The sequence below is a fragment of the Pseudomonas sp. GW823-FHT06B06 genome (genome assembly GCF_058795195.1).
The window spans coordinates 41,539-62,926 of record NZ_JBXAHO010000039.1 but is presented as its reverse complement, the minus strand read 5'-3'; the positions used below and the strand labels follow the sequence as shown (position 1 = coordinate 62,926).

The 21,388-nt window shown below is 59.8% G+C and carries 26 protein-coding genes; 14 read left to right on the top strand and 12 right to left on the bottom strand.

The window, feature by feature from the left end; all coding sequences use genetic code 11:
• The first annotated feature begins 286 nt into the window (after positions 1-286).
• Positions 287-1,258, top strand: coding sequence for a L,D-transpeptidase family protein (locus tag AC1Q8Q_RS26500; RefSeq protein WP_020800381.1), 972 nt, complete (start codon positions 287-289; stop codon positions 1,256-1,258).
• 124 nt (positions 1,259-1,382) lie between these two features.
• Here the strand turns inward: AC1Q8Q_RS26500 and oprI are convergent, their stop codons facing one another.
• A complete protein-coding gene (gene oprI, locus AC1Q8Q_RS26495) occupies positions 1,383-1,634 on the bottom strand; it encodes an outer membrane lipoprotei OprI (RefSeq protein ID WP_003183784.1) in 252 nt (83 codons plus the stop codon).
• A 640-nt stretch (positions 1,635-2,274) separates the two neighbouring features.
• On the opposite strand from oprI, the gene AC1Q8Q_RS26490 reads away from it, so the two are divergent.
• Positions 2,275-2,562 carry a GNAT family N-acetyltransferase gene (locus tag AC1Q8Q_RS26490; protein ID WP_020800382.1) on the top strand — a complete coding sequence of 96 codons (288 nt, stop codon included), beginning with the start codon at positions 2,275-2,277 and terminating at the stop codon, positions 2,560-2,562.
• A gap of 71 nt (positions 2,563-2,633) precedes the next feature.
• On the opposite strand, the gene AC1Q8Q_RS26485 is transcribed toward AC1Q8Q_RS26490, so the two are convergent.
• Both AC1Q8Q_RS26485 and AC1Q8Q_RS26480 read right to left on the bottom strand, forming a co-directional pair.
• Positions 2,634-3,710: a 3-deoxy-7-phosphoheptulonate synthase gene (locus AC1Q8Q_RS26485; protein WP_020800383.1), complete on the bottom strand. Its 1,077-nt coding sequence runs from the start codon at positions 3,708-3,710 to the stop codon at positions 2,634-2,636.
• Positions 3,711-3,837: 127 nt separating this feature from the next.
• Entirely contained in the window at positions 3,838-4,281 is a 444-nt protein-coding gene (locus AC1Q8Q_RS26480; RefSeq protein WP_020800384.1) for a PilZ domain-containing protein, read from the bottom strand.
• On the opposite strand from AC1Q8Q_RS26480, the gene AC1Q8Q_RS26475 reads away from it, so the two are divergent.
• The 5 genes from AC1Q8Q_RS26475 to cysB all read left to right on the top strand — a co-directional run bounded on the left by AC1Q8Q_RS26475 (position 4,280) and on the right by cysB (position 8,235).
• Entirely contained in the window at positions 4,280-4,666 is a 387-nt protein-coding gene (locus AC1Q8Q_RS26475; protein WP_033041854.1) for a thioredoxin family protein, read from the top strand. The genes AC1Q8Q_RS26480 and AC1Q8Q_RS26475 overlap by 2 nt on opposite strands.
• Positions 4,663-5,619 (top strand): putative 2-dehydropantoate 2-reductase, encoded by a 957-nt coding sequence (locus AC1Q8Q_RS26470; RefSeq protein ID WP_492615713.1) that lies wholly within the window; start codon positions 4,663-4,665, stop codon positions 5,617-5,619. Before AC1Q8Q_RS26475 ends, AC1Q8Q_RS26470 begins: the two co-directional genes overlap by 4 nt.
• A gap of 25 nt (positions 5,620-5,644) precedes the next feature.
• Positions 5,645-6,550 carry a 5'-nucleotidase gene (locus AC1Q8Q_RS26465; RefSeq protein ID WP_020800387.1) on the top strand — a complete coding sequence of 302 codons (906 nt, stop codon included), beginning with the start codon at positions 5,645-5,647 and terminating at the stop codon, positions 6,548-6,550.
• Positions 6,551-6,644: 94 nt separating this feature from the next.
• The gene (locus AC1Q8Q_RS26460; protein ID WP_020800388.1) at positions 6,645-7,148 is read left to right on the top strand and encodes a universal stress protein; all 504 of its coding nucleotides are present in this window, start codon (positions 6,645-6,647) and stop codon (positions 7,146-7,148) included.
• Positions 7,149-7,260: 112 nt separating this feature from the next.
• Positions 7,261-8,235, top strand: coding sequence for an HTH-type transcriptional regulator CysB (gene cysB, locus AC1Q8Q_RS26455; RefSeq protein WP_008057010.1), 975 nt, complete (start codon positions 7,261-7,263; stop codon positions 8,233-8,235).
• A gap of 33 nt (positions 8,236-8,268) precedes the next feature.
• On the opposite strand, the gene AC1Q8Q_RS26450 is transcribed toward cysB, so the two are convergent.
• Both AC1Q8Q_RS26450 and AC1Q8Q_RS26445 read right to left on the bottom strand, forming a co-directional pair.
• Entirely contained in the window at positions 8,269-8,751 is a 483-nt protein-coding gene (locus AC1Q8Q_RS26450; RefSeq protein ID WP_168758611.1) for a GreA/GreB family elongation factor, read from the bottom strand.
• Positions 8,752-8,753: 2 nt separating this feature from the next.
• Positions 8,754-9,164, bottom strand: a complete 411-nt coding sequence (locus AC1Q8Q_RS26445; protein WP_033041856.1) for a hypothetical protein — start codon at positions 9,162-9,164, stop codon at positions 8,754-8,756.
• A gap of 124 nt (positions 9,165-9,288) precedes the next feature.
• On the opposite strand from AC1Q8Q_RS26445, the gene earP reads away from it, so the two are divergent.
• Together earP and efp are read left to right on the top strand one after the other, a co-directional pair.
• On the top strand, positions 9,289-10,431 hold the full coding sequence (earP, locus tag AC1Q8Q_RS26440) for an elongation factor P maturation arginine rhamnosyltransferase EarP (protein ID WP_151142868.1): 1,143 nt from the start codon (positions 9,289-9,291) through the stop codon (positions 10,429-10,431).
• A gap of 48 nt (positions 10,432-10,479) precedes the next feature.
• Positions 10,480-11,049, top strand: coding sequence for an elongation factor P (gene efp, locus AC1Q8Q_RS26435; RefSeq protein WP_008057003.1), 570 nt, complete (start codon positions 10,480-10,482; stop codon positions 11,047-11,049).
• A gap of 77 nt (positions 11,050-11,126) precedes the next feature.
• On the opposite strand, the gene AC1Q8Q_RS26430 is transcribed toward efp, so the two are convergent.
• From AC1Q8Q_RS26430 to AC1Q8Q_RS26415, 4 genes are all read right to left on the bottom strand, one after another.
• The gene (locus AC1Q8Q_RS26430) at positions 11,127-12,137 is read right to left on the bottom strand and encodes an alpha/beta hydrolase (RefSeq protein ID WP_168758607.1); all 1,011 of its coding nucleotides are present in this window, start codon (positions 12,135-12,137) and stop codon (positions 11,127-11,129) included.
• A 36-nt stretch (positions 12,138-12,173) separates the two neighbouring features.
• On the bottom strand, positions 12,174-12,593 hold the full coding sequence (locus AC1Q8Q_RS26425) for an organic hydroperoxide resistance protein (protein ID WP_033041858.1): 420 nt from the start codon (positions 12,591-12,593) through the stop codon (positions 12,174-12,176).
• Positions 12,594-12,863: 270 nt separating this feature from the next.
• Complete coding sequence (locus AC1Q8Q_RS26420) at positions 12,864-13,325, bottom strand: MarR family winged helix-turn-helix transcriptional regulator (RefSeq protein ID WP_020800394.1); 462 nt, start codon at positions 13,323-13,325, stop codon at positions 12,864-12,866.
• Positions 13,326-13,394: 69 nt separating this feature from the next.
• The gene (locus AC1Q8Q_RS26415; RefSeq protein WP_020800395.1) at positions 13,395-14,351 is read right to left on the bottom strand and encodes a LysR family transcriptional regulator; all 957 of its coding nucleotides are present in this window, start codon (positions 14,349-14,351) and stop codon (positions 13,395-13,397) included.
• Between the two features lie 112 nt (positions 14,352-14,463).
• Here AC1Q8Q_RS26415 and AC1Q8Q_RS26410 point away from each other — a divergent pair, with 112 nt between their 5' ends.
• Entirely contained in the window at positions 14,464-15,213 is a 750-nt protein-coding gene (locus AC1Q8Q_RS26410) for a sulfite exporter TauE/SafE family protein (RefSeq protein ID WP_020800396.1), read from the top strand.
• Here the strand turns inward: AC1Q8Q_RS26410 and AC1Q8Q_RS26405 are convergent.
• Positions 15,203-16,057, bottom strand: a complete 855-nt coding sequence (locus AC1Q8Q_RS26405) for a LysR substrate-binding domain-containing protein (RefSeq protein WP_020800397.1) — start codon at positions 16,055-16,057, stop codon at positions 15,203-15,205. The genes AC1Q8Q_RS26410 and AC1Q8Q_RS26405 overlap by 11 nt on opposite strands.
• 95 nt (positions 16,058-16,152) lie before the next feature.
• Here AC1Q8Q_RS26405 and AC1Q8Q_RS26400 point away from each other — a divergent pair, with 95 nt between their 5' ends.
• The 3 genes from AC1Q8Q_RS26400 to AC1Q8Q_RS26390 all read left to right on the top strand — a co-directional run bounded on the left by AC1Q8Q_RS26400 (position 16,153) and on the right by AC1Q8Q_RS26390 (position 18,073).
• Positions 16,153-16,374 (top strand): DUF1127 domain-containing protein, encoded by a 222-nt coding sequence (locus AC1Q8Q_RS26400; RefSeq protein ID WP_020800398.1) that lies wholly within the window; start codon positions 16,153-16,155, stop codon positions 16,372-16,374.
• A gap of 162 nt (positions 16,375-16,536) precedes the next feature.
• Positions 16,537-16,776, top strand: a complete 240-nt coding sequence (locus AC1Q8Q_RS26395) for a DUF1127 domain-containing protein (RefSeq protein ID WP_020800399.1) — start codon at positions 16,537-16,539, stop codon at positions 16,774-16,776.
• 67 nt (positions 16,777-16,843) lie between these two features.
• The gene (locus tag AC1Q8Q_RS26390) at positions 16,844-18,073 is read left to right on the top strand and encodes a winged helix-turn-helix domain-containing protein (protein WP_492615712.1); all 1,230 of its coding nucleotides are present in this window, start codon (positions 16,844-16,846) and stop codon (positions 18,071-18,073) included.
• Between the two features lie 104 nt (positions 18,074-18,177).
• Here the strand turns inward: AC1Q8Q_RS26390 and AC1Q8Q_RS26385 are convergent, their stop codons facing one another.
• Entirely contained in the window at positions 18,178-19,524 is a 1,347-nt protein-coding gene (locus AC1Q8Q_RS26385) for a class II 3-deoxy-7-phosphoheptulonate synthase (protein WP_033041859.1), read from the bottom strand.
• 159 nt (positions 19,525-19,683) lie between these two features.
• Between AC1Q8Q_RS26385 and AC1Q8Q_RS26380 the strand changes: the two genes are divergently transcribed.
• A complete protein-coding gene (locus tag AC1Q8Q_RS26380; RefSeq protein WP_020800402.1) occupies positions 19,684-20,439 on the top strand; it encodes a spermidine synthase in 756 nt (251 codons plus the stop codon).
• 99 nt (positions 20,440-20,538) lie between these two features.
• On the opposite strand, the gene AC1Q8Q_RS26375 is transcribed toward AC1Q8Q_RS26380, so the two are convergent.
• A complete protein-coding gene (locus AC1Q8Q_RS26375) occupies positions 20,539-21,330 on the bottom strand; it encodes a crotonase/enoyl-CoA hydratase family protein (RefSeq protein WP_020800403.1) in 792 nt (263 codons plus the stop codon).
• Positions 21,331-21,388: the final 58 nt, after the last annotated feature.

The following is a 21,388-nucleotide window of genomic DNA, read 5'->3' as shown; positions in this document are numbered from 1 at the left end:
AGGACCGGAGCGAGGGCATGCCGAGCATTAGCGAGGCACCGAACGCCAGGGGCAAGAGCCCTTGGTTACTTGGGGCTTTTCCAAGTGACTCGCTGTAAAAGCGAAACCCTAAGTGGCCGTTACCGGAGGAATGGATATGTACTCCGTTAACAAACAATAGGTCGAATGGCAGGCGACACGAAATGCCTTGCATCGCCTACACCCCCCGCAACCTCCCCGAAATAACGGCCAGCGGTGTACAATCGCGTTCTTATACCCTATGTCGATCATGCAAAGGATTTTCCGGATGTTGCCGCGCTTTCCCGCCGTCACCCGCTGCCTGACACTTGCCGCCCTCTGTGTAGCGGGTCCCGTCGCAGCATTGGAGCTACCCCTGCCACCGCCTGGTGAAGACATCGTTGGTCAGGTACAGGTGATCAAGGCCAAGTACGAAGATACCTTCGCCGACCTGGGCACGACCTACGACCTGGGTTATTCGGAAATGGTGGCCGCTAACCCTGGCGTCGATCCATGGTTGCCTGGTGCCGGCACTGAAATCGTGCTTCCAACCCGCTTCATCCTGCCACCAGGACCACGTGAAGGTATTGTGATCAACCTGGCCGAGTACCGCCTCTACTACTTCCCGAAAGGCCGGAACGTGGTGTACACCTACCCGCTGGGTATCGGTCGTGAAGGTTGGGGCTCGCCGATTGCCCACACCAGCATCACCGCCAAGACGCCGAACCCTACCTGGACGCCTCCAGCATCGATCAAGGCCGAACATGCCGCCGATGGTGATCCGCTGCCCAACGTGGTGCCGGCCGGCCCTGACAACCCGCTGGGGCCGTTCAAGTTCACCCTGGGGACTCCGGGCTACCTGATCCACGGCTCGAACAAGAAGTTCGGCATCGGCATGCGCACCAGCCATGGCTGCTTCCGCATGTTCAACAATAACGTGCTGGAAATGGCAGGCATGGTGCCGGTTGGAACGTCGGTGCGGATCATCAACGACTCCTACAAGTTTGGCGTGAGTGGCGGCAAGGTCTACCTGGAAGCGCACACGCCGCTGGATGACAAGGGCAACCCGTCGGTGGTCGACAAGCACACTGCGGTGATCAACGCGATGCTCAAGCGTGAAGACATCACCAATAACCTGCGTATGAACTGGGATGTGGTACGTGATGTAGTGGCTGCCGAAGATGGCCTGCCGGTGGAAATCGGCGTGCCGAACACTACCGCGGCCATGGTGACGAGTGCGCCGATCGACCCGCTGCAGTAATGCCTGAAAAAAACCCGCCGACGCAGGCCGCGTCGGCGGGTTTTTTATTGGCTGCAGGAAACAGCAGGCAATAAAAAAGCCGACCCAAAAAATGGGTCGGCTTGATAATAATCCCGAAGGACTATTACTTGCGGCTAGCTTTTTCCAGCATGCGCAGAGCACGCTCGTTAGCTTCGTCAGCAGTCTGTTGTGCTTTTTGAGCAGCAGCCAGAGCTTCATCAGCTTTACGGTAAGCTTCGTCTGCACGAGCTTGGGAGCGAGCTGCTGCGTCTTCAGTAGCGGTCAGACGTGCTTCGGTTTCTTTCGATGCGCTGCTGCAACCGGTAGCCAGAACTGCGGCCAGGGCCAGAGCAGAGAATTTCAGAACGTTGTTCATCGTGTTCCCCTTCAAGGACTTTCTATTAAGTGGCTGTCTCCTCCGAGTGAGGAAATAGCCGGCGTACATACTACCCATTACTTGTCGTAAGTAAACTGACGTGAAGCAAGAAGCAAAAAAAATTGTAGGCGTTGATTCTTTTTCGAGCAACTTTTAACTGCGTTGTATAAAAAATATCCAGCTGCAAGGCCCGAGATGAGCGAGCCGCCAAGGAAAAGTTCCCCAGGCTCAAAGCTCTTTTTCCGGTCTTGGCTAAAGTCCTTCTAGATGCATTCGTCTACACTTTTGTTCGGAAATTGCGCAGTGTCCCTCATATCTTTCTCGATGTTCAGGTGACTTTAACGAGGGGCGCTCGTCTTATGTCTCAACATCCGGCAATGTTCAGGCTACCGATCGCTGCAAGACCTTTCGGTCGAGCTGTTTCCTGCGTTATCCACAGCAGCACCTGCCAACCAGCATGATGACGAGCGAACCTTGAGCATTTCTGCCAATGGTGCCTACTATTTGTACGTGCTCGGTTGCGCGAGATCGGTGTAGCTCTTCTCGGTGTCGATTCAGGCACGGGGTGGCGTAGTTGTTCCTTCGCCGGAAAAACATCGGTAAGGTAGGGGTCAGAATTCCAGACCCGCGAGGAGTAGTGATGAGCGAGGCGTTGTCCATCCACCATGACCAGGCTGGTCATCAATTCGAGACCAATGTGGACGGTCATCGTGCCTACCTGACCTATATGGATCTGGGGAAACAGACCCTGGATATCTATCGCACATTTGTGCCCAATGCATTGCGCGGTCGCGGCATCGCCGCGGCCCTGACCGAACAGGCGCTGCAGTACGCCGAGGAAATGGGCTATACCGTCATTCCCTCGTGCTCCTATGTCGAGCGCTACATGGAGCGTCACCAGCGCCATGCTGCCAAGCTGAGCCAGTGACCCTCGAGAAAATCGCTGCATAAAAAACGCCGGGCTCAGCCCGGCGTTTTTTTGTCTGCGGCAAGCGCCAATCAGGTGCGTTGGCGTTTTGGCAGTACTTCCTTGAGCTTGGCATGCATGCTGCGCAAGGTGTTTTCGGTAGCAGTCCAGTCGATGCAGGCATCGGTGATCGACACGCCGTATTGCAGGTCGGCGAGGTCTTTCGGGATGGCCTGGCAACCCCAATTCAGGTGGCTTTCGACCATCAGGCCGATGATCGACTGATTGCCTTCGAGGATCTGGTTGGCGACGTTTTCCATCACCAGCGGTTGCAGGGCCGGGTCCTTGTTGGAGTTGGCGTGGCTGCAATCGACCATGATGTTGGGCTTGATCTTCGCTTTGTTCAGCGCTTGTTCGCACAGGGCTACGCTGACCGAATCGTAGTTCGGCTTACCGTTGCCGCCGCGCAGTACGACGTGACCGTAGGCATTGCCCTTGGTGGTAACGATCGACACGCCACCTTCCTGGTTGATGCCCAGGAAGCGGTGCGGGCTGGAAACCGATTGCAGGGCGTTGATCGCAACGGTCAGGCCGCCATCCGTACCGTTCTTGAAGCCGACGGCCGAGGACAGGCCGGAGGCCATTTCACGGTGAGTCTGGGATTCGGTAGTACGCGCGCCGATGGCCGACCAACTGATCAAATCCTGCAGGTATTGCGGTGAGATCGGATCGAGTGCCTCGGTAGCGGTTGGCAGGCCCATTTCGGCCAGGTCCAGCAACAGCTGGCGACCAATATGCAGGCCGTCCTGGATCTTGAACGAGTCGTCCAGGTAGGGGTCGTTGATCAAGCCTTTCCAGCCAACGGTGGTGCGTGGCTTCTCGAAATACACACGCATGACCAGATACAAGGTATCGGACACTTCCGCCGCGAGAACCTTCAGGCGCTCGGCGTACTCGTGGGCCGCCTTGATGTCGTGGATCGAGCAAGGCCCGATGACCACGAACAGGCGATGGTCGGTACCATCGAGAATGTTGCGAATGACTTCGCGGCCCTTGGTGACGGTGCGCAGGGCGGCATCGCTCAGGGGGATATCACGCTTGAGCTGGTCAGGAGTGATCAGCGTCTCGTTGGAAGCGACGTTTAGGTCGTTGATCGGTAAATCAGCCATCGTTTACTCGTCAGGTCACGGGTGCCGGCCGCCAGCGAACCCGCGCGGCGGAGCACAGCAAATTAAGCGCGTCGGGGAGCAGAACCTTAGCGCGTTACACCGTGGCTAGACAATGGGCTGGCCCGGTTTAATCCAGCACGGCCTGTGCAAATGCCTGGTGAACCTTGTCGTGGGAGAACTCGTCGGCATGCTGCTGGACCCACTCCAGGGCCAGGGCCTGGATTTCCTGCAGGTCGTTGTGGGCGTCATGCTGGCGGCAGTAACGCTCGATCTGGCACACCTGCTCGCCCATTCTTGCGCTGAAAAGTGTCTGTTCGTCGACGAAGGCAATACCCACCAGGTAGCCTCGCTTTCGTCGCAGGCACCAGGCCACATAGCCCAGAAAGCGCAGGTCCGGGTTCAGGGTCGGCATGCGCACCTCCAGCGCGGTGCCATGGCGCCAGGCACGGTGATAATTGCAAGCCATGCCCCCGAGGCTGATAGTGTGCAGCTGTTGCCTGGAGATGCACTCAGGTTTGAGCAACGTCAACTCGACAGGTATATCGTCAGGATGAGGAAGAAAACGTCCCATGAGCACGGACTCCATGTGTCGGCCATCTGACATTGTTCCACCCAGTATAGTGGTCGAATTGGAACTGACCGATTTCGACGCCGACCAACGGCTGCTGGCAATGAGCGGCGTATCGCTGGTGATTTTCACCAGTGTCGGCTGCGCCTCCTGTCGTTTTGCCCGTGAGCAGCTGCCTGCGCTCGACCTGGACGTCGATCGCCTGTGCTGGATCGATGCCGGCAACAATGGCGGGGTGGTCGAGCGATATCAGGTCTTTCACTTGCCGGCGCTGTTTGTGGTACGCGACGGCGAATTCTTCGGGGCACTAAAATCGCGCCTGACCGGCGCCGAGCTCAACGCCGCTCTGGGGCAGGCGCTGGGTCGAACAGCAGAGGAGTTGCCATGACGGGTGCAGTTGCGAAACCGACAATCGGAATTATCGGGACCGGGGCCATCGGCGGGTTCTACGGGATGATGCTGGCGCAGGCCGGCTACGATGTGCATTTTCTGTTGCGCAGCGAGTTTCGTGCGGTGGCCGAGCGCGGGCTGCAACTGCACAGCGCTGTACATGGAGCGCTGACGCTGAATCCGGTGCAGGCCTACTCGGCGGCCGAAGACATGCCACCTTGCGACTGGTTGCTGGTTGGCGCAAAAACCACCAGTAATCGCGATCTCGCGCCCGCCATCGTGCAAGCCGCTGCACCGAATGCCAGGGTGCTGCTGTTGCAAAATGGCCTGGATGTCGAAGACTGCCTGCGTGAACTGCTGCCCGATGCGCTGCATGTGCTGGGCGGGCTCTGCTATATCTGCGTCCATCGCCAGGGCCCCGGTGTCATCACTCATCAGGCGCTGGGGGCGGTACATGTCGGCTATCACAGCGGGCCGGCGTCCGATGATCCATCGCGTGCCGCGATTGTCGAGGAGGGGGCCGGGTTGTTTCGTGCGGCTGGTATCGACGCCCAGGCCATGGCTAACCTGCACCAGGCGCGCTGGCAGAAACTGGTCTGGAATATTCCGTACAACGGCCTGTCCGTGCTGCTCGGGGCGAGTACCACGCCGCTCATGGCCGACGCCGACAGCCGTGAGCTGATCACCTCGCTGATGGCCGAAGTGATCCAGGGCGCAACCGCCTGCGGTCACGAAGTGCCCGCCGGTTATGCCGAGCAGCTTTTGCAGGTGACGCAGAGAATGCCGGACTACTGGCCGAGCATGTACCACGATTTTTTGCACAAGCGTCCGCTGGAACTGGAGGCCATCTACGCTCGGCCTCTGGCCGCGGCGAAGGCCGTCGGCTGTGAATTGCCACGGATCGAGGCGATGTATCGCAGTTTGAGTTTCATCGATCGACGTAATACTTGAGTCGATCAACCGGAGGGGGAAGGGGATGCCAAAGTCCATAGACGACAAGTTGGTGCTGGCGATTTCTTCGCGAGCGTTGTTCGACCTGAGTGAAAGCCACAAGGTCTATCTGTCGAGTGGTGTCGAGGCCTACCGGCAATATCAGATTGAACACGAAGAAGAAATACTCGAGCCCGGTGACGCCTTCCCGCTGGTGCAAAAACTCCTGAACCTCAATGCCCACCTCGGCCGGGCACGGGTCGAGGTGATTTTGGTCTCGCGCAACAGCGCCGACACCGGACTACGCGTGTTCAACTCGATCCATCACTATGGACTGGCGATTTCCCGTGCGGCGTTTGTCGGAGGGCGCAGTCCGTATCCCTACCTCAAGGCCTTTGGCTGCGATCTGTTTCTTTCAACCCACGCCGAAGACGTACGCAGTGCGCTGGACGCCGGATTCGCCGCGGCGACCATTCTGTCCGGCGGCGCCAGTCGTGCAGCCAGCGATGAACTGCGCATTGCCTTCGACGGTGATGCCGTACTGTTTTCCGACGAATCCGAACGCGTCTATCAGGCCGGTGGGCTGGAAGCGTTTCAGGCCAGCGAGCGCGAAGCGGCCCGCGAGCCTCTGCGCGGTGGGCCGTTCAAGGGCTTCCTCGCTGCCCTCAATCTGTTGCAGCGCGAGTTCCCGGATGACGCTTGTCCGATTCGCACGGCACTGGTCACGGCACGCTCGGCGCCAGCCCATGAGCGGGTGATCCGTACGTTGCGGGAGTGGGATATTCGCCTGGATGAATCGCTGTTTCTCGGTGGCCTGACCAAGTCGGCCTTTCTCGAAGCCTTTGCCGCCGATGTGTTTTTCGACGATCAGGCCGGTCACTGCGAGTTGGCGCGCGAAGTGGTTGCTACCGGCCATGTGCCGCATGGCATAAGCAACGAGCAAAAGGTTTAAGCCCGCCGTTCAACGTGTTACGCCAGATGTCGCTCTCGCCAAGGCACTGCTAAGCTGAATCAATCTCCGCCATGTCGGCACGCGAGGAGGTCATATGATTCGTTCGATGCTGTATGCCACTGACCTCGGGCTGTACGCACCCGTGGTGATGCAGCATGCCCTGGAATTGGCCCGAACATTCGATGCCGACCTGTACGTGGTGCACGCCGTCGAGCCCATGGGGCTGTTTGCCGAATCGGTGCTGCAGAGTTATCTCGATGAGCAGGCATTGAACGAATTTCACAGTCAGGGTCTTAACACGGTGATTGCCAGCATCGAGCAGCGGGTGCTCGACAATTTTCGCGAAGAGTTGGGTGACGAGGGGGAGCAGGATCTTTTGCGGATCAAGGCGGTACGGGTGCTGCAGGGTGATCCATCGCAGGTGATTCTCGACCAGGCGCAGAAACTCTCGGTGGATTTGCTCATCGTAGGGAGCCACAGTCACGGTGCTGGAGCTGAAACGCCTTTGGGCCGGACCGCAGCGCGTGTGTTGCAACTGGCCAAGGTACCGGTCTACCTGGTGCCGCTGGTGCAGCGTCGTCGCCAAGGGGATCGCTAGAACACGAATAATAGCGTTTTGACAAAAAGTTCTAGATTTATTCTTCAAACCATTAATATAGTTATATACCGTCGCTGATGCCCGTGGCGTCTACCTGCTTTGAGGGATTCATATGAAGCTCCAACAATTGCGCTACATCTGGGAAGTGGCGCACCACGACCTCAACGTTTCCGCTACCGCCCAAAGTCTCTACACCTCTCAGCCGGGCATCAGCAAGCAGATCCGTTTGCTGGAAGACGAATTGGGCGTCGAAGTGTTCGCCCGCAGCGGCAAGCACCTGACGCGCGTTACTCCGGCCGGTGAGCGCATTATCACCACCGCTGGCGAGATCCTGCGCAAGGTCGAAAGCATCAAGCAGATCGCCCAGGAATTCTCCAACGAGAAAAAAGGCACCCTGTCGATCGCCACCACCCACACCCAGGCGCGCTACGCGTTGCCGCCGGTGATCAGCAATTTCATCAAGCAGTATCCGGACGTTGCCCTGCACATGCACCAGGGCTCGCCGATGCAGATCGCCGAGATGGCCGCTGATGGCACCGTGGATTTCGCCATTGCCACCGAAGCCCTCGAGCTGTTTGGCGACCTGGTGATGATGCCTTGCTATCGCTGGAATCGCTGTGTGGTCGTGCCCCAGGGGCATCCGTTGACCAAACTCTCGAAGTTGACTCTCGAAGCCCTGGCCGAATACCCGATCGTGACCTATGTGTTCGGTTTCACCGGCCGTTCCAAGCTCGACGAAGCCTTCAGCCACCGTGGCCTGACGCCCAAGGTGGTGTTTACCGCCGCGGACGCCGACGTGATCAAGACCTACGTGCGCCTGGGCCTGGGTGTGGGCATCGTGGCGAAAATGGCGGTCGATACCAAGCTCGACAACGACCTGGTGGTGCTCGATGCCAGCGAGTTGTTCGAATCCAGCGTGACCAAGATCGGTTTCCGTCGCGGCACCTTCCTGCGCGGTTTCATGTGTGACTTCATCGAGAAGTTCGCCCCGCACCTGACCCGCGAAGTCATGGCCAAGGCCATCCAGTGCCACAACAAACAGGAGCTGGAAGAGCTGTTCGACGGCGTCGAACTGCCGGTTCACTGATAGAGCGGCCCGCCGCGTTGGCGGGGCAGCCGGTCAAACCACCTCGGTGACAGCAAACTGTTGCCGAGCGCCCGCCACCAGGATCTCCACCTCGTCGCCTGCGAGCTTGCCCAGCAGGCTTTTGCCCAGCGGTGAGCGCGGGGTGATGACGGTAATCAGTTGCCCCACCAGGTCAACCTTCAGGCCCGCCGCATCCGGCGCCAGGAACAACCATTGCTCGCGGCCCTTTTCGTCCTCCAGGCCGAGCAGCGCACCTATCTCGATACCCCGTTGCTCGTCATACGCACGCAATGCCAGGTTCTGGCAAAGCGCCAGTGACTGGCGAATCTCCTCGACCCGCCTGGCTTGGCCTGCAGCCAGGTAAGACGCCTCCAGGCCCAGGGTGTCGTACTTGTTTTCAGCGATGTTTTCTTCGTGGGTCGCGGTTTCGTAGGCGGTTTGCGCCGCGCGCTCGGCAATGTCGAGATCGACCCGCAATTTGTCGAGAATCAGTTGGTGGACAGTGTGCTTATTCATGATCAATCGCAGAATTGCAGGACGTTGGCGCGGCTTTTTTCGCTCGGTGCCGTCTGATCCTGTTGTAACCAGAATTGGCAGCGGGGGTTCGACAGGTTGCGGTTGCTGCCGCGCGCCTGGTCGAGTCGTTGCGCCTGCTCGTTCTTGCGCAGGTTTTCTTCATACTGCTCGAACAACGGGCTCTGTGCGGGATTGTCCGGCACCGGGCGTGCCACCACTGGCGGCTTGGCCAGTTGTTCCACCGCGGCTGCGACCGGCGCCAGTTGTTCGCTGAAAAACAGCCGGGACACCAGCCAGCCGGTCAACGCGATGGCGATGAAACCCAGCCACAGGCCCAGGGCGATGCTGCCGGTCAGTTGCAGGACGCTGAGGTGAATCGCAATGGGTCGGCGCGGAGTAGGGCGGTAGGGCATGGTTGCCTCCTGGCGAAGGGTCGCGGGCGATTGCCGATTGTCGCACGAAGATTAATCGGCGTCGGCTCTTCTGCACGGGCTGATTTATGCGGACAATTGGCACCTTTGCCAACGGGAGCCTGGAATGCCTGATATGAAAACCCGCTGGGATATTTTTTGCACCGTGGTCGACAATTTTGGCGACATCGGCGTGACGTGGCGGCTGTCCCGGCAACTGGTGGCCGAGCACGGGGTGGAGGTGCGTTTGTGGGTCGATGATCTGCGTGCCTTCGAGCGCCTGTGTCCGCAGATCGACATTCACGCTGGTCGGCAATGGCACCAGGGTGTCGAGGTATGTCAATGGTCGGCCGACTGGCAACCGGTAGAAGCGGCCGATGTGGTGATCGCCGCGTTTGCCTGCCAGTTGCCAGGCGCCTACATGGACGCCATGGCGCAGCGGGACAAAACGCCGCTGTGGATGAACCTCGATTACCTGAGCGCCGAGGACTGGGTGATCGGCTGCCACGGCTTGCCGTCGGTAAAATACAAACACGTCCAGAAGCACTTTTTCTTCCCCGGGTTCCACAAAGGTACGGGCGGCCTGCTGCGTGAAAGCGGATTGCTCGAGCGGCGCCGGCAATTCCAGCAGAGTCCCGAGGCTCAGCAAACCTTCCTGCAAGGCCTGGGAGTCGACCGCGCGCCCGCTGCGCTACTGATTTCACTGTTTGCCTATGAAAATTCCGGGTTGGCCAGCTGGCTGGACACCTTGGCGAGCGACTCGATGCCCACTCATCTGTTGGTGCCGCAAGGGCGTATCCTGGGTGACGTCGAGCGTTGGCTGGGCGTGCAGGACCTGCAGGCGGGGGCATTGCATGTGCGCGATGCCTTGACCGTGCAGGTGCTGCCGTTCGTCCGACAGGACCAGTATGACCAGCTGCTCTGGTGCTGTGATTTCAACGCCGTACGCGGCGAAGATTCCTTTGTCCGCGCGCAATGGGCGGGACGGCCGATGTTGTGGCACATCTATCAGCAGGAGGAAGATGTTCATCTGGACAAGCTCGAAGCCTTCCTCTCTCTCTACACCAAAGACCTTTCGCCTGCGGCTGGCGAGGCGATCAGCGGTCTCTGGCGGGCCTGGAATGCCGGTGAGACAATGACCGACCACTGGCAATCAACCCGCAAACACTGGCCGCAGCTGCAAAATCACGCCGAGACGTGGTGTCTGGAACAGGCCTTGCACACCGATCTTGCCGCGGCGCTGGTACAGTTTTATGTAAATTGGATATGATACGCGGCCTAGATTTTTGTAAATCCCATCCAAATTCGGATATTCGCAATGAAAACTGGTAAAGAACTCAAACCCGGTACCGTGATCCGTATCGACAACGATCCTTGGCTGGTTCAGAAAGCTGAATTCACCAAGTCGGGCCGTAACAGCGCGATCATGAAGACCAAGCTGAAAAACCTGCTGACCGGCTACAAGACCGAAACCGTCTACAGCGCCGACGACAAGCTGGACGACGTGATCCTGGACCGTAAAGAAGCGACCCTGTCCTTCATCAGCGGTGACAGCTACACGTTCATGGACACTACCGACTACACCATGTACGAACTGAACGCCGAAGACATCGAGAGCGTTCTGCCGTTCATCGAAGAAGGCATGACCGACGTTTGCGAAGCCGTGTTCTTCGAAGGCCGCCTGGTTTCCGTAGAGCTGCCGACCACTATCGTGCGTCAGGTTGACTACACCGAAGGTTCCGCTCGCGGCGACACTTCCGGCAAGGTGATGAAGCCTGCCAAACTGAAGAACGGTACCGAGCTGTCGGTTGCTGACTTCATCGAAATCGGCGACATGATCGAGATCGATACCCGCGAAGGCGGTTCCTACAAAGGCCGTGCTAAATAAGCACTGCTTCAGGAATGAAAAAGCCCGACCATCGAGTCGGGCTTTTTTGTGCCTGTCGGAAACACACAGGGGGGGTGTTACTTCAGGTGTTGCTTGAGCTCTTGCGACGCCTGCAACATCGCCGAACGCACTGCCGGCACCTGGCTGACCACGTTGAGCAAACCATAGTCGTGGATCATGCCGTTGTAGCGTACCGAGGTCACCGCCACGCCGGCCTCGTCGAGTTTGCGGGCGTAGGCCTCGCCTTCATCGCGCAGTACGTCGGCTCCGGCGGTTTGCACCAACGCAGGTGGCAGGCCCTTGAGTTGCGCCGGGGTCGCCCGAAGCGGCGAAGCGTAGATCTCGTTACGCTGCTTGGGGTCGGTGGTGTAGTTGTCCCAGAACCACTTCATCATGTTGCGAGTCAGGAAGTGCCCTTCGGCATACTGGTTATAGGAACCGGTGTCGAAGTTGGTATCGGTCACCGGCCACAACAGGACCTGGAATTTGATTGCCGGTGTACCTTTGTCTTTTGCCATCAGCGCGACCACTGCCGCCATGTTGCCGCCAACACTGTTGCCGGCCACCGCCAGGCGTTTGCCATCGACGTTGATCTCCTTGCCGTGCTCGGCCACCCATTGGGTCGCGGCGTAAGCCTGGTTGATCGCCACCGGGTAGTGCGCTTCCGGTGACGGCGTGTAGTTGACGAAAACCGCTGCCGCCCCCGAGCCCGCTACCAGATCCCGAACCAGACGCTCGTGCGTCGGGAAGTCCCCCAGAACCCAGCCGCCGCCGTGGAAGAACATGAACACCGGCAGCTCACCCTTGACCCCGGCCGGCCGGACGATGGTCAGGTCCAGCGGTTGGCCATCGACCTGGATGGTCTTCTGGCTGACATCGGCTTTTGGCAACGTCAGCTTCACCCCGGATTGCGCGCCCACCAGCACGGCGCGAGCATCTTTGGGCGTCAGCTGTTCCATCGGTTTGCCAGTGCCGGCATTCAGCACATCGAGAAACGCCTGGGTGTTGTGTTCAACGTCGCCGGCGAATGCACTGTGGACAGACAGGGCGAGAAGGGTACCGGTCAAGACTTTGCTGAAAGTGTTCATGTTCATTTCCTGTTCGGGCCTGAGTGGAAAGCGACGTTAGACAGTTACGTGCAGACGCACTTCGACGTTGCCGCGGGTGGCGTTGGAGTACGGGCAGACCTGGTGGGCAGCCTCGACCAATGTTTGTGCGTCGGCTTGTTCAAGGCCCGGCAAGCTGATGTGCAAGTCGATATCCAGGCCGAAACCGCCAGGGATCTGGCCGATGCCGACGTGGGCCGTGATCGACGCGTCATCCGGAATTTTGCGTTTGGTCTGGCTGGCGACGAATTTCAGCGCGCCAATGAAGCAGGCGGAGTAACCGGCGGCGAACAGTTGCTCAGGATTGGTCGCCGCCCCGCCAGCACCACCGAGTTCTTTCGGGGTGGCGAGCTTGACGTCGAGAACGTTGTCGCTGGAGATCGCACGACCGTCGCGGCCACCGGTGGATGTTGCGATAGCGGTGTAGAGAGTTTGCATGGTGAAAGCCTCGTTCGGGTTTGGATGTTTGCGCTAAATGTTTGCGCGCTAAGTAAGTGCGAGATGAATGTATCGCGCTAATGTTTAGCGCGCAAGATATTTTTATGAAAAAATTCGGATCAGTTGAATTTTCACCGCAAACGCAAAACGACTGTGGGAGCGAGCCTGCTCGCGAAAGAGGGTGTGCCAGGCAACATCAATATCGCCTGACATGCCCTCTTCGCGAGCAGGCTCGCTCCCACAGGGGAGGATTTTCGGGAGGTTTGAAAATCAGAGGCTGTCTTGCAGATGCCGGCGCAGTTCCTGAAGTTCTGCCTGGAGTTTCTGCAAACGTTCCAGCGTCATGCCGCTGGCACCGAGGATGCATTGCGGAATGTCACGGGCCTTGTCGCGCAAGGCGCGGCCTTGTTCGGTGAGTTCGACGATCACCACGCGCTCGTCCTCACGGCTGCGGGTGCGGCTGAGCAGACCCTCGGCCTCCAGACGCTTGAGCAATGGCGTGAGCGAGCCGGGATCGGTCAACAGGCGCGCACTGATTTCACCTACGGTCAAACCGTCCTTCTCCCACAGCACCATCATCGCCAGGTATTGCGGATAGGTCAGGCCCAGCGCCTGCAGCAAGGGCTTGTAGACCTTGGTCATCATCAGCGAAGTGGAATGCAGGGCGAAACAGGCCTGGTTGTCGAGCAGCAGGTCGTCGCAGTTGTCCGGGGTGTCGCGCTTGGTGGTCATTGGGAAACCTTGATCAGTGATCTTCATGAATCTAGCGGGCAAATCTTTAACGCGCCAGACAATTCTTGGCTAGTGCCGTCCCAGATGGGTTTGCAGCTCCAGGTCCCAGGGCGGAATGGGGCTGAAACGGGTTTTCAGGTATTCCAGGAGAAGGCGACTGCGGGAGTTGGGTTGTTGCTGCAGTCGCAAGGCGTAGATCCCGGAGCTTTCCGGCTTTGGCAGGCCGTTCTCGCAGAACAACGGCAGCAGTTCGCCGCGCAACAGGTATTCGCTGACGAGCCAGGTCGGCAAGTGGGCAATGCCCAGGCCGGCCAGTGCGCTGGAGATCAACGCTTCGGCATTGTTGGCGCTCATGCGCACGCGCGACGGCCGATGCAATTGCATCTGGCCGTTCCGTTCAAAGCGCCAGGCGAAGGGAGGGGCCAGGCCGGCCCAGTCCAGGCCATCATGCTCGACCAGTTGCGCCGGATCATTCGGCACGCCGCGGCGTTGCAAGTAGGCGGGACTGGCGCAGGCAATGCGAACCATGCTCGCCAGCGGCGTGGCCACCAACCGGGTATCGGCCAATTGCCCGGCGCGCAACACCAGGTCGACCTTGCCCAGGTTCAAGCCCTGCATGTCGACAAAGCTGTCGATCAACTGCAATTGCACGTCGAGGCCGGGATAGAGCAGCAGGAAATCGGCAATCACCGGTGCCAGATGACGCCGCCCGAACGCGGCCGGTGCGTCGATACGAATCAGGCCTTCCGGAGCACTGCTCAGGGACACCGCTTCGGCCCGGGCCAGGCGCAATTCGGCGACGATCCTGCGTGCGCGCTCAGCGAACGCCATGCCCGCAGGCGTCGCGCGCACCGCATGGGTGCTGCGTATGAACAATTGGCTGCCGACGGCGCCTTCCAGACTGTCAATGCGCCGTGCCACAGCCGAGGGCGTCAGTGGATGACGGCGTGACGCGGCGGAAAAACTGCCGGTTTCCAGAACGTCGAGAAACAGGCCCAGTTGATCGGTCAGTTGGTTGGGATTCATGAGTGGCTCGATGCTTGTGCGAGTTTGGCATAGCCATTGTGCGTTGCTGTGCGTTTCGCCGCCAGAACCAGTTGCGTAGGATGAATCGCCTGACGTTTGGGAGAGATACACAGTGATTGAGTTTGTGCTGTACCTGGTTTTCGGCGCCGCCTTGGGAACACTCGGCGGCCTCTTTGGCATCGGCGGGGGATTGATCGCCATTCCTATGCTGGGCGTGTTATTCGGTCTCGATCAGCAGATTGCCCAAGGTACGGCGTTGGTGATGGTGGTGCCGAACGTGATGCTGGCGCTGTGGCGCTACCACCAGCGCAACAAGATCGAGTTGCGCTACGCGCTGCCGCTGGCCTCGATGGGCTTTTGCTTCGCCTGGCTGGGATCGATCTGGGCGGTGGGTATCGATGCACAAAGCATGCGCATCGGTTTTGTCGCGTTCCTGATCGCGTTGTGCGCCTACAACCTGGTGCGGATGTTCTTCACCAGTGCAGCGCCTTCAACGCAGATGAACCATTCCTGGCCATGGCTCGGCGTGCTCGGTGCCGCATCCGGCACCATGGGCGGGCTGTTTGGCGTGGGCGGGGCGGTGGTGGCCACACCGGTGTTGACCAGCGTGTTCGGCACTACACAGGTGGTTGCCCAAGGGTTGTCCCTGGCACTGGCACTGCCAAGCACCGGTGTGACGCTGGTCACCTATGGCGTGCATCACCAGGTGAACTGGATGATCGGTGTGCCACTGGCGATCGGCGGGCTGATGAGTATCAGTTGGGGCGTGAAGATCGCCCACAGCCTGCCGGAGCGCCTGTTGCGCGCCTTGTTTTGCGGCTTCCTGCTGTGCTGTGCGGTCATGCTTGTGTTTAAAGCTTGAAGCCTTCGACGATATGCTCGGCCAGGCACTCGGTGATCGGTGACGGATTATGCAGGTTGCGCACCAGCATGATGCTGGCCTCGGGTAGCACTGGCAGGTCCTCGGCTTCACCCAGGATGCGCATGTCCGCGGTGATCAGGCTTTCAAGTTGCGCGGTGACAGCCAGGCCAGCGCTGACGACCGCCATGATCGCCGACAGACTGTCGCTGTTATACGCCACGCGATAATCGCGCCCTTGGGCATCAAGGGCGTTACAGGCCCACATCCGGCAGAAGCAATCAGTGTTGAACATCGCCAGGCGCAACGGCGTCTGCTCGTGGGCGCTGTAGCATTGCGCCTCGGCCCAGACCAAACGCTCCTTGCGCAACAACTGGCCGATTTCGCTGCCCGGTTCACGGGTGACGATGGACAGGTCGAGATCCTGGCGCATCAGCAGTTGTTTTGATGATTCACAATGCACTTCGATCTGGATCAGCGGATAGGATTGGGCAAACTGACGCAGGATCCCCGGCAGAAAACGCATCACGTAGTCGTCCGGGGTGCCAATGCGAACCGTACCGACCATGTGTGGCTCGCGCAGCGTGTTGAATACTTCGCTGTGCAGCTTGAGGATACGCCGCGCATAACCCAGCAGTACCTGGCCTTCGGCCGTGAGCCGCACCTGGCGTCCGTCGCGCTGGAACAATTGGCGCTGCAGCACATCTTCTTCCAGCCGCTTCATCTGCATGCTGACGGCTGACTGGGTACGGTTGACCAATTCACCGGCACGGGTGAACCCCCCCTGGTCAGCGATGGCGACAAAGGTGCGCAGCACTTCGGTATCAATACTCGGGTAGGCGGACATTCATCAATCTCCGAGATGGTTACCATCAGAAACATTCGTTGGATTGATCTTAGACCTGGGCAGAGACTTGAGCTATCCAAACGGAGGGCAACAAGATGAAAGGTCATCATGAAATTCACGGCACTGAAAAACATTCGGTTCACCTGATATCCGACCTGTTGCACAAGTTCAGTCGCTGGTACGAACTGCACCGTGAGCGCGAAATGCTGGCGAGCATGAGTGATGAGGCGTTGAAGGACATCGGCTTGAGTCGTGCCGACGTCGCCCACGAAGCTGAACTGCACTTCTGGCAAGACCCGATGAGCAATGGAAAATAGGCTCGACGACCCATGGAAATGTCCTGTCACTACCCCATTATCCCGGCCAAACCCCGGGCTGATGGGGTAGGCGCGAGTCCGAAACAGATGGTCATAGAGCTTTGCTGGAGCCTGGTTCTGCGCTGGCCGAAGATCCCCTCCCCAACATTGAGGAGTGGTGTCATGGAACGACAAGGCATTGAACGAAAGCGTGCGAGGCATGGCGTGCGCGATGCGCTGCTCAGGCTCCGACAGCCCGTTTGGGCGGTGGTCACGCAATTGCAGCGCTGGCGCAAACTGAACAGGGATCGAACCGAGTTGGCGCGACTGAGCGACGAGTGCCTGCGTGATATTGGCTTGAGTCGAGCCGATGTCCGCAGGGAGTCTGCCCGGCCATTCTGGAATGATCCTCTCAAGCGATGAGGCGTTGGTAGTGGCGTTTTTCCCGCCTGCCGCTAAGGTGGGAAGACCCTTGCCGAAGAGCCGCCAGATGCCTGCATCCCTGTCTTTTTCCTTGAAACAAGCCAGACGCCTGGCGCTGAGCGCACAAGGTTTCGTCGGGCGCCAGCCCCCTGTTCCGGTCAAGCCTGCCAGGATCAATCGATTGATCGAGCGCCTGGGCATTTTGCAGATCGACTCGGTCAATGCGCTGGTGCGTTCGCACTACCTGCCGCTGTTTTCCCGGCTTGGCCAGTATCGCGCCGACCTGCTAGATCAAGCCGCCTGGAGCCAGGGACGACAGCGTACCTTGTTCGAATACTGGGGGCATGAAGCGTCCTTGCTGCCCTTGTCGATGTACCCATTGATGCGCTGGCGCATGCAGCGGGCAAGCCGTGGCGAAGATATTTATCAGCAACTGGCGCGTTTCGGTCGTGAGCAGCAGGACACGGTTCGCCGGGTGCTGGCCTGTGTTCAGGAGCAGGGCGCGTTGGGCGCTGGCAGCCTGTCGACTCGCCAGGAACGGGCAGGGCCCTGGTGGGACTGGAGTGCGGAAAAGCATGCGCTGGAATGGTTGTTCGCCGCCGGTGAAGTGACAGTGGCAGGCAGGCGCGGCTTCGAACGCCTCTACGACCTGCCGGAGCGGGTTATTCCTTTGGCAATACTGGCCCAGCCGCTGCTGAGCGAGGCTGAGGCCCAGCGCGGGCTGATACGGCATGCTGCGTCGGCCTTGGGCGTCGGCACCGAGAAAGATCTGAGAGACTATTTTCGCTTGGGTCCTGGGGACAGTCGTCCGCGCCTGGCGGAGTTGGTCGAGGCAGGCGAGTTGCTCCGCTGCGAAGTCGAGGGCTGGCGGCAACCTGCCTATTGCCTGCCTGAGCCGAAGGTGCGGCGCAAGGTCGATGCCAGCGCCTTGCTTTCACCGTTCGACTCACTGATCTGGGAGCGCAGCCGTACCGAGCGGCTTTTTGATTTTCGCTATCGGCTGGAGATCTACACGCCGCCGGACAAGCGGGTCTATGGCTATTACGTCCTGCCGTTTTTGCACAATGAACGGATTGCCGCGCGGGTTGACCTGCGTGCCGAGAGGGCGGCCGGGCGGTTGGCGGTGCATGCGGTACATGAGGAAGCGTCGGGGCTGGATGACGAGGGGATGTTGGCGTTGGCGGTGAATTTGCGGCGGATGGCGGATTGGCTGGGACTGGCGCAGGTCCAGTTGAATTGCCCGCGGGCGAGTGCGGCAAGATTGCGGGTGGCATTGGCCAGTATTGATGGTGCCTGAGCCGACCCCTTCGCGAGCAGGCTCGCTCCCACAGTAAACCGAGTTGCCCAGTAGGACGCGGTCCACTGTGGGAGCGAGCCTGCTCGCGAAGAATTCAGCGCTGTTTAACGCCGAACCTGCTTCAATGTCTCAGCAATCAAAAACGCCAATTCCAGCGACTGATCGGCATTCATCCGCGGGTCGCAATGCGTATGGTAGCGATCCGACAAACCGTCCTCGGTGATCGGCCGCGCTCCACCGATGCACTCGGTGACATTCTGACCGGTCATTTCGATGTGGATGCCACCGGCGTAACTGCCCTCGGCTTCGTGAACCTGGAAGAACTGCTTCACCTCGCCAAGGATCTGCGCAAAGTCGCGAGTCTTGTAGCCACTACTGGCCTTGATCGTGTTGCCGTGCATCGGATCGGAACTCCAGAGCACCTGCCGGCCTTCTTGCTGCACGGCGCGGATCAGTTGCGGCAAATGATCGCCAACCTTGTTCGCGCCCATGCGGGCGATCAGGTTCAGGCGCCCCGGATCGTTGTCGGGGTTGAGCACGTCGATCAGGCGAATCAGCTCCTCGGGATTCATGCTCGGGCCGACCTTGACCCCGATCGGATTATTCACCCCGCGCAGGAATTCGACATGCGCGCCATCGAGTTGGCGGGTGCGATCGCCGATCCATAGCATGTGGGCCGAACAGTCGTAATAGTCGTTGGTCAGGCTGTCGCGACGGACAAAGGCTTCCTCGTAATTGAGCAGCAGCGCTTCGTGGGCGGTGAAAAAACTTGTTTCGCGCAGTTGCGGCGAGCTGTCCATACCACAGGCGCGCATGAACGCCAGTGTTTCATCAATGCGGTCGGCGAGGTGGCTGTATTTTTCCGCGAGGGCCGAGTTGGCAATGAAGTCCAGGTTCCACTTGTGTACCTGGTGCAAGTCGGCAAACCCGCCCTGGGCGAAGGCGCGCAGCAGGTTGAGGGTGGCGGTGGACTGGTGGTACGACTGCAGCAGGCGTTCCGGGTCCGGCACGCGGCTTTTTTCATCGAAACCGATGCCGTTGACGATATCGCCACGGTAGGCGGGCAATGTCACGCCGTCGATGGTCTCGTCGTTAGCCGAGCGAGGCTTGGCGAACTGCCCGGCCATGCGCCCGACCTTGACCACCGGGCAGCCGGCCGCGAAAGTCATGACAATGGCCATTTGCAGCAGCACCTTGAAGGTGTCGCGGATTTTCGCAGCGGAAAACTCGGCGAAACTTTCGGCGCAATCGCCGCCCTGCAGCAAAAACGCTCGTCCCTGGGTCACTTCGGCGAACTGACGGCGCAATTCCCGGGCTTCCCCGGCAAACACCAGCGGCGGGTAGCTGGCCAGGGTCTGCTCGACGTGCTGCAGATGCGCCGCGTCGGGGTATTGGGGTTGTTGCTGGATCGGCAGGGCGCGCCAGCTGTCAGGGCTCCAGGGTTGGCTCATCATGATCTCTAGTGTTTTCCGCTCGGACGACCATGTTATCAGCAATTAGTGCGTGACCTGTTCCCGTCGATTCGCGGACAATCGCGCCTTTGCCGCTTCCGCTGCGGTTTATCGCGTTGCTGTTTGCCCAAGAAGGCCCGGCAACGATCAGGAGACGAAATGACTGAGGAGCGCGTCGAGCATCTGCTCGCCGAGGTGCAGGACGAATATGGCGTGATTCGCGTGCTGGAAGTGGCCGATTACCGCTTCCTCGAATTCGGTGATGCCATCGAACAAAGTTGCGTGTTCACGGCCGATCCGAGCTGGCTCGAGTACGACTATACCCGGGCGATGCTGATCGGTGCGCTGTGCCATGAGCAGCCGGAAAGCGCGCTGTTCCTGGGGCTTGGCGCCGGAACGCTGACCCAGGCCTGCCTCAAGTTCCTGCCCCTGGAGGATGTCGAAGCCATCGAACTGCGCCCTGATGTGCCGCGCCTGGCCATCGAGTACCTGGGGCTGGACGACGACCCGCGCCTGTATATCCGCGTGGGCGATGCGCTTGAGCTGCTCGACACCGCCGAGCCTGCGGACCTGATTTTTGTCGATCTCTACACCGACGTCGGCCCGGGTGTCGGGCATCTGGCCTGGACCTTCCTGGAGAACTGTCAGAAGCGCCTGAATCCGGGAGGCTGGCTGGTGATCAACCAATGGGCCACCGACGATGGCAAGCCACTGGGCGCCGCGTTGCTGCGCGGGCTCTACCATCGGCATTACTGGGAGCTGCCGGTGAAGGAGGGCAACGTGATCCTGATCGTGCCGTCGGAACTGGATCAGGCGCTGGACATGGAAAGCCTGACCGCACGGGCCGAAGCATTGGCGCCGCGGCTGGGTTATTCGTTGCAGTCGCTGATCAAGGCGATTCGCCCGGCGACCTGAGAACACAAATCCCCGTGTAGGAGCTGCCGCAGGCTGCGATCTCTTGATTTTGTTTTTTTAAGATCAAAAGATCGCAGCCTGCGGCAGCTCCTACAGGGGTCAACAACCTTTGAAAATTCCGGGCCGGCGCTCCACCAGTGACCGCACACCCTCCTGTGCATCCTCGCTGGCCAGTAATTTCTTCACCAGCGCCGGCAATCCCTGCGCCGCGGCCGTTTCCCCTTCATAACGGGCCTGCCGGGCAGACATCAGCGTTGCCTGAACCCCCAACGGCGCCTGCCGGGCAATGCGTTCGGCCAGTTCAATCGCCCGCGGCAGCAAATCCTCGCTTGCCATGACTTCCTGCACCAGGCCCAAGTGCAAGGCATCATGGGCATCGAATTCGTCGCCGGTCAGCATCCAGCGCATGGCATTGCCCCACCCGGCCACCTGATGCAGGCGCAAGGTGGCACCACCGAAGGGGAAGATGCCGCGTTGCACCTCCATTTGCGCAAAGCGGGTGTTGCTGGCGCACAGGTTGATATCGGCGGCCAGCATCAACTCGATGCCGATGGTCAGGCAGTAGCCCTGGGCGGCGACGATCACCGGTTTGCTGACCCTGGGCCCGGCGAAGACCCCCCACGGGTCGCAGCCACCGGGTGGGGCTTGCCAGCCTTCGGTCAGTGCCGCGCTGGCGCTGACCAGGTCCAGGCCGGCGGTAAAATGATCGCCATGCCCGAAGACCACGGCCACCCGTGCTTCGCTGTCAGCTTCGAATTCACCGTAGGCCAGGCTCAACTCGTTGAGCAGGTCGATATCAAAGGCGTTGCGCTTGGCCACCCGGTCCAGCCCGATCAACAGGACATGACCACGCTTTTCCCGACTCACACGGCTGGTATTGAGCTCTTTCATGGTGCATTTCCTCGAGCGGCTGAGGGCGCGCAGACTCAAGGTCTGTGGCGGGTGGGTG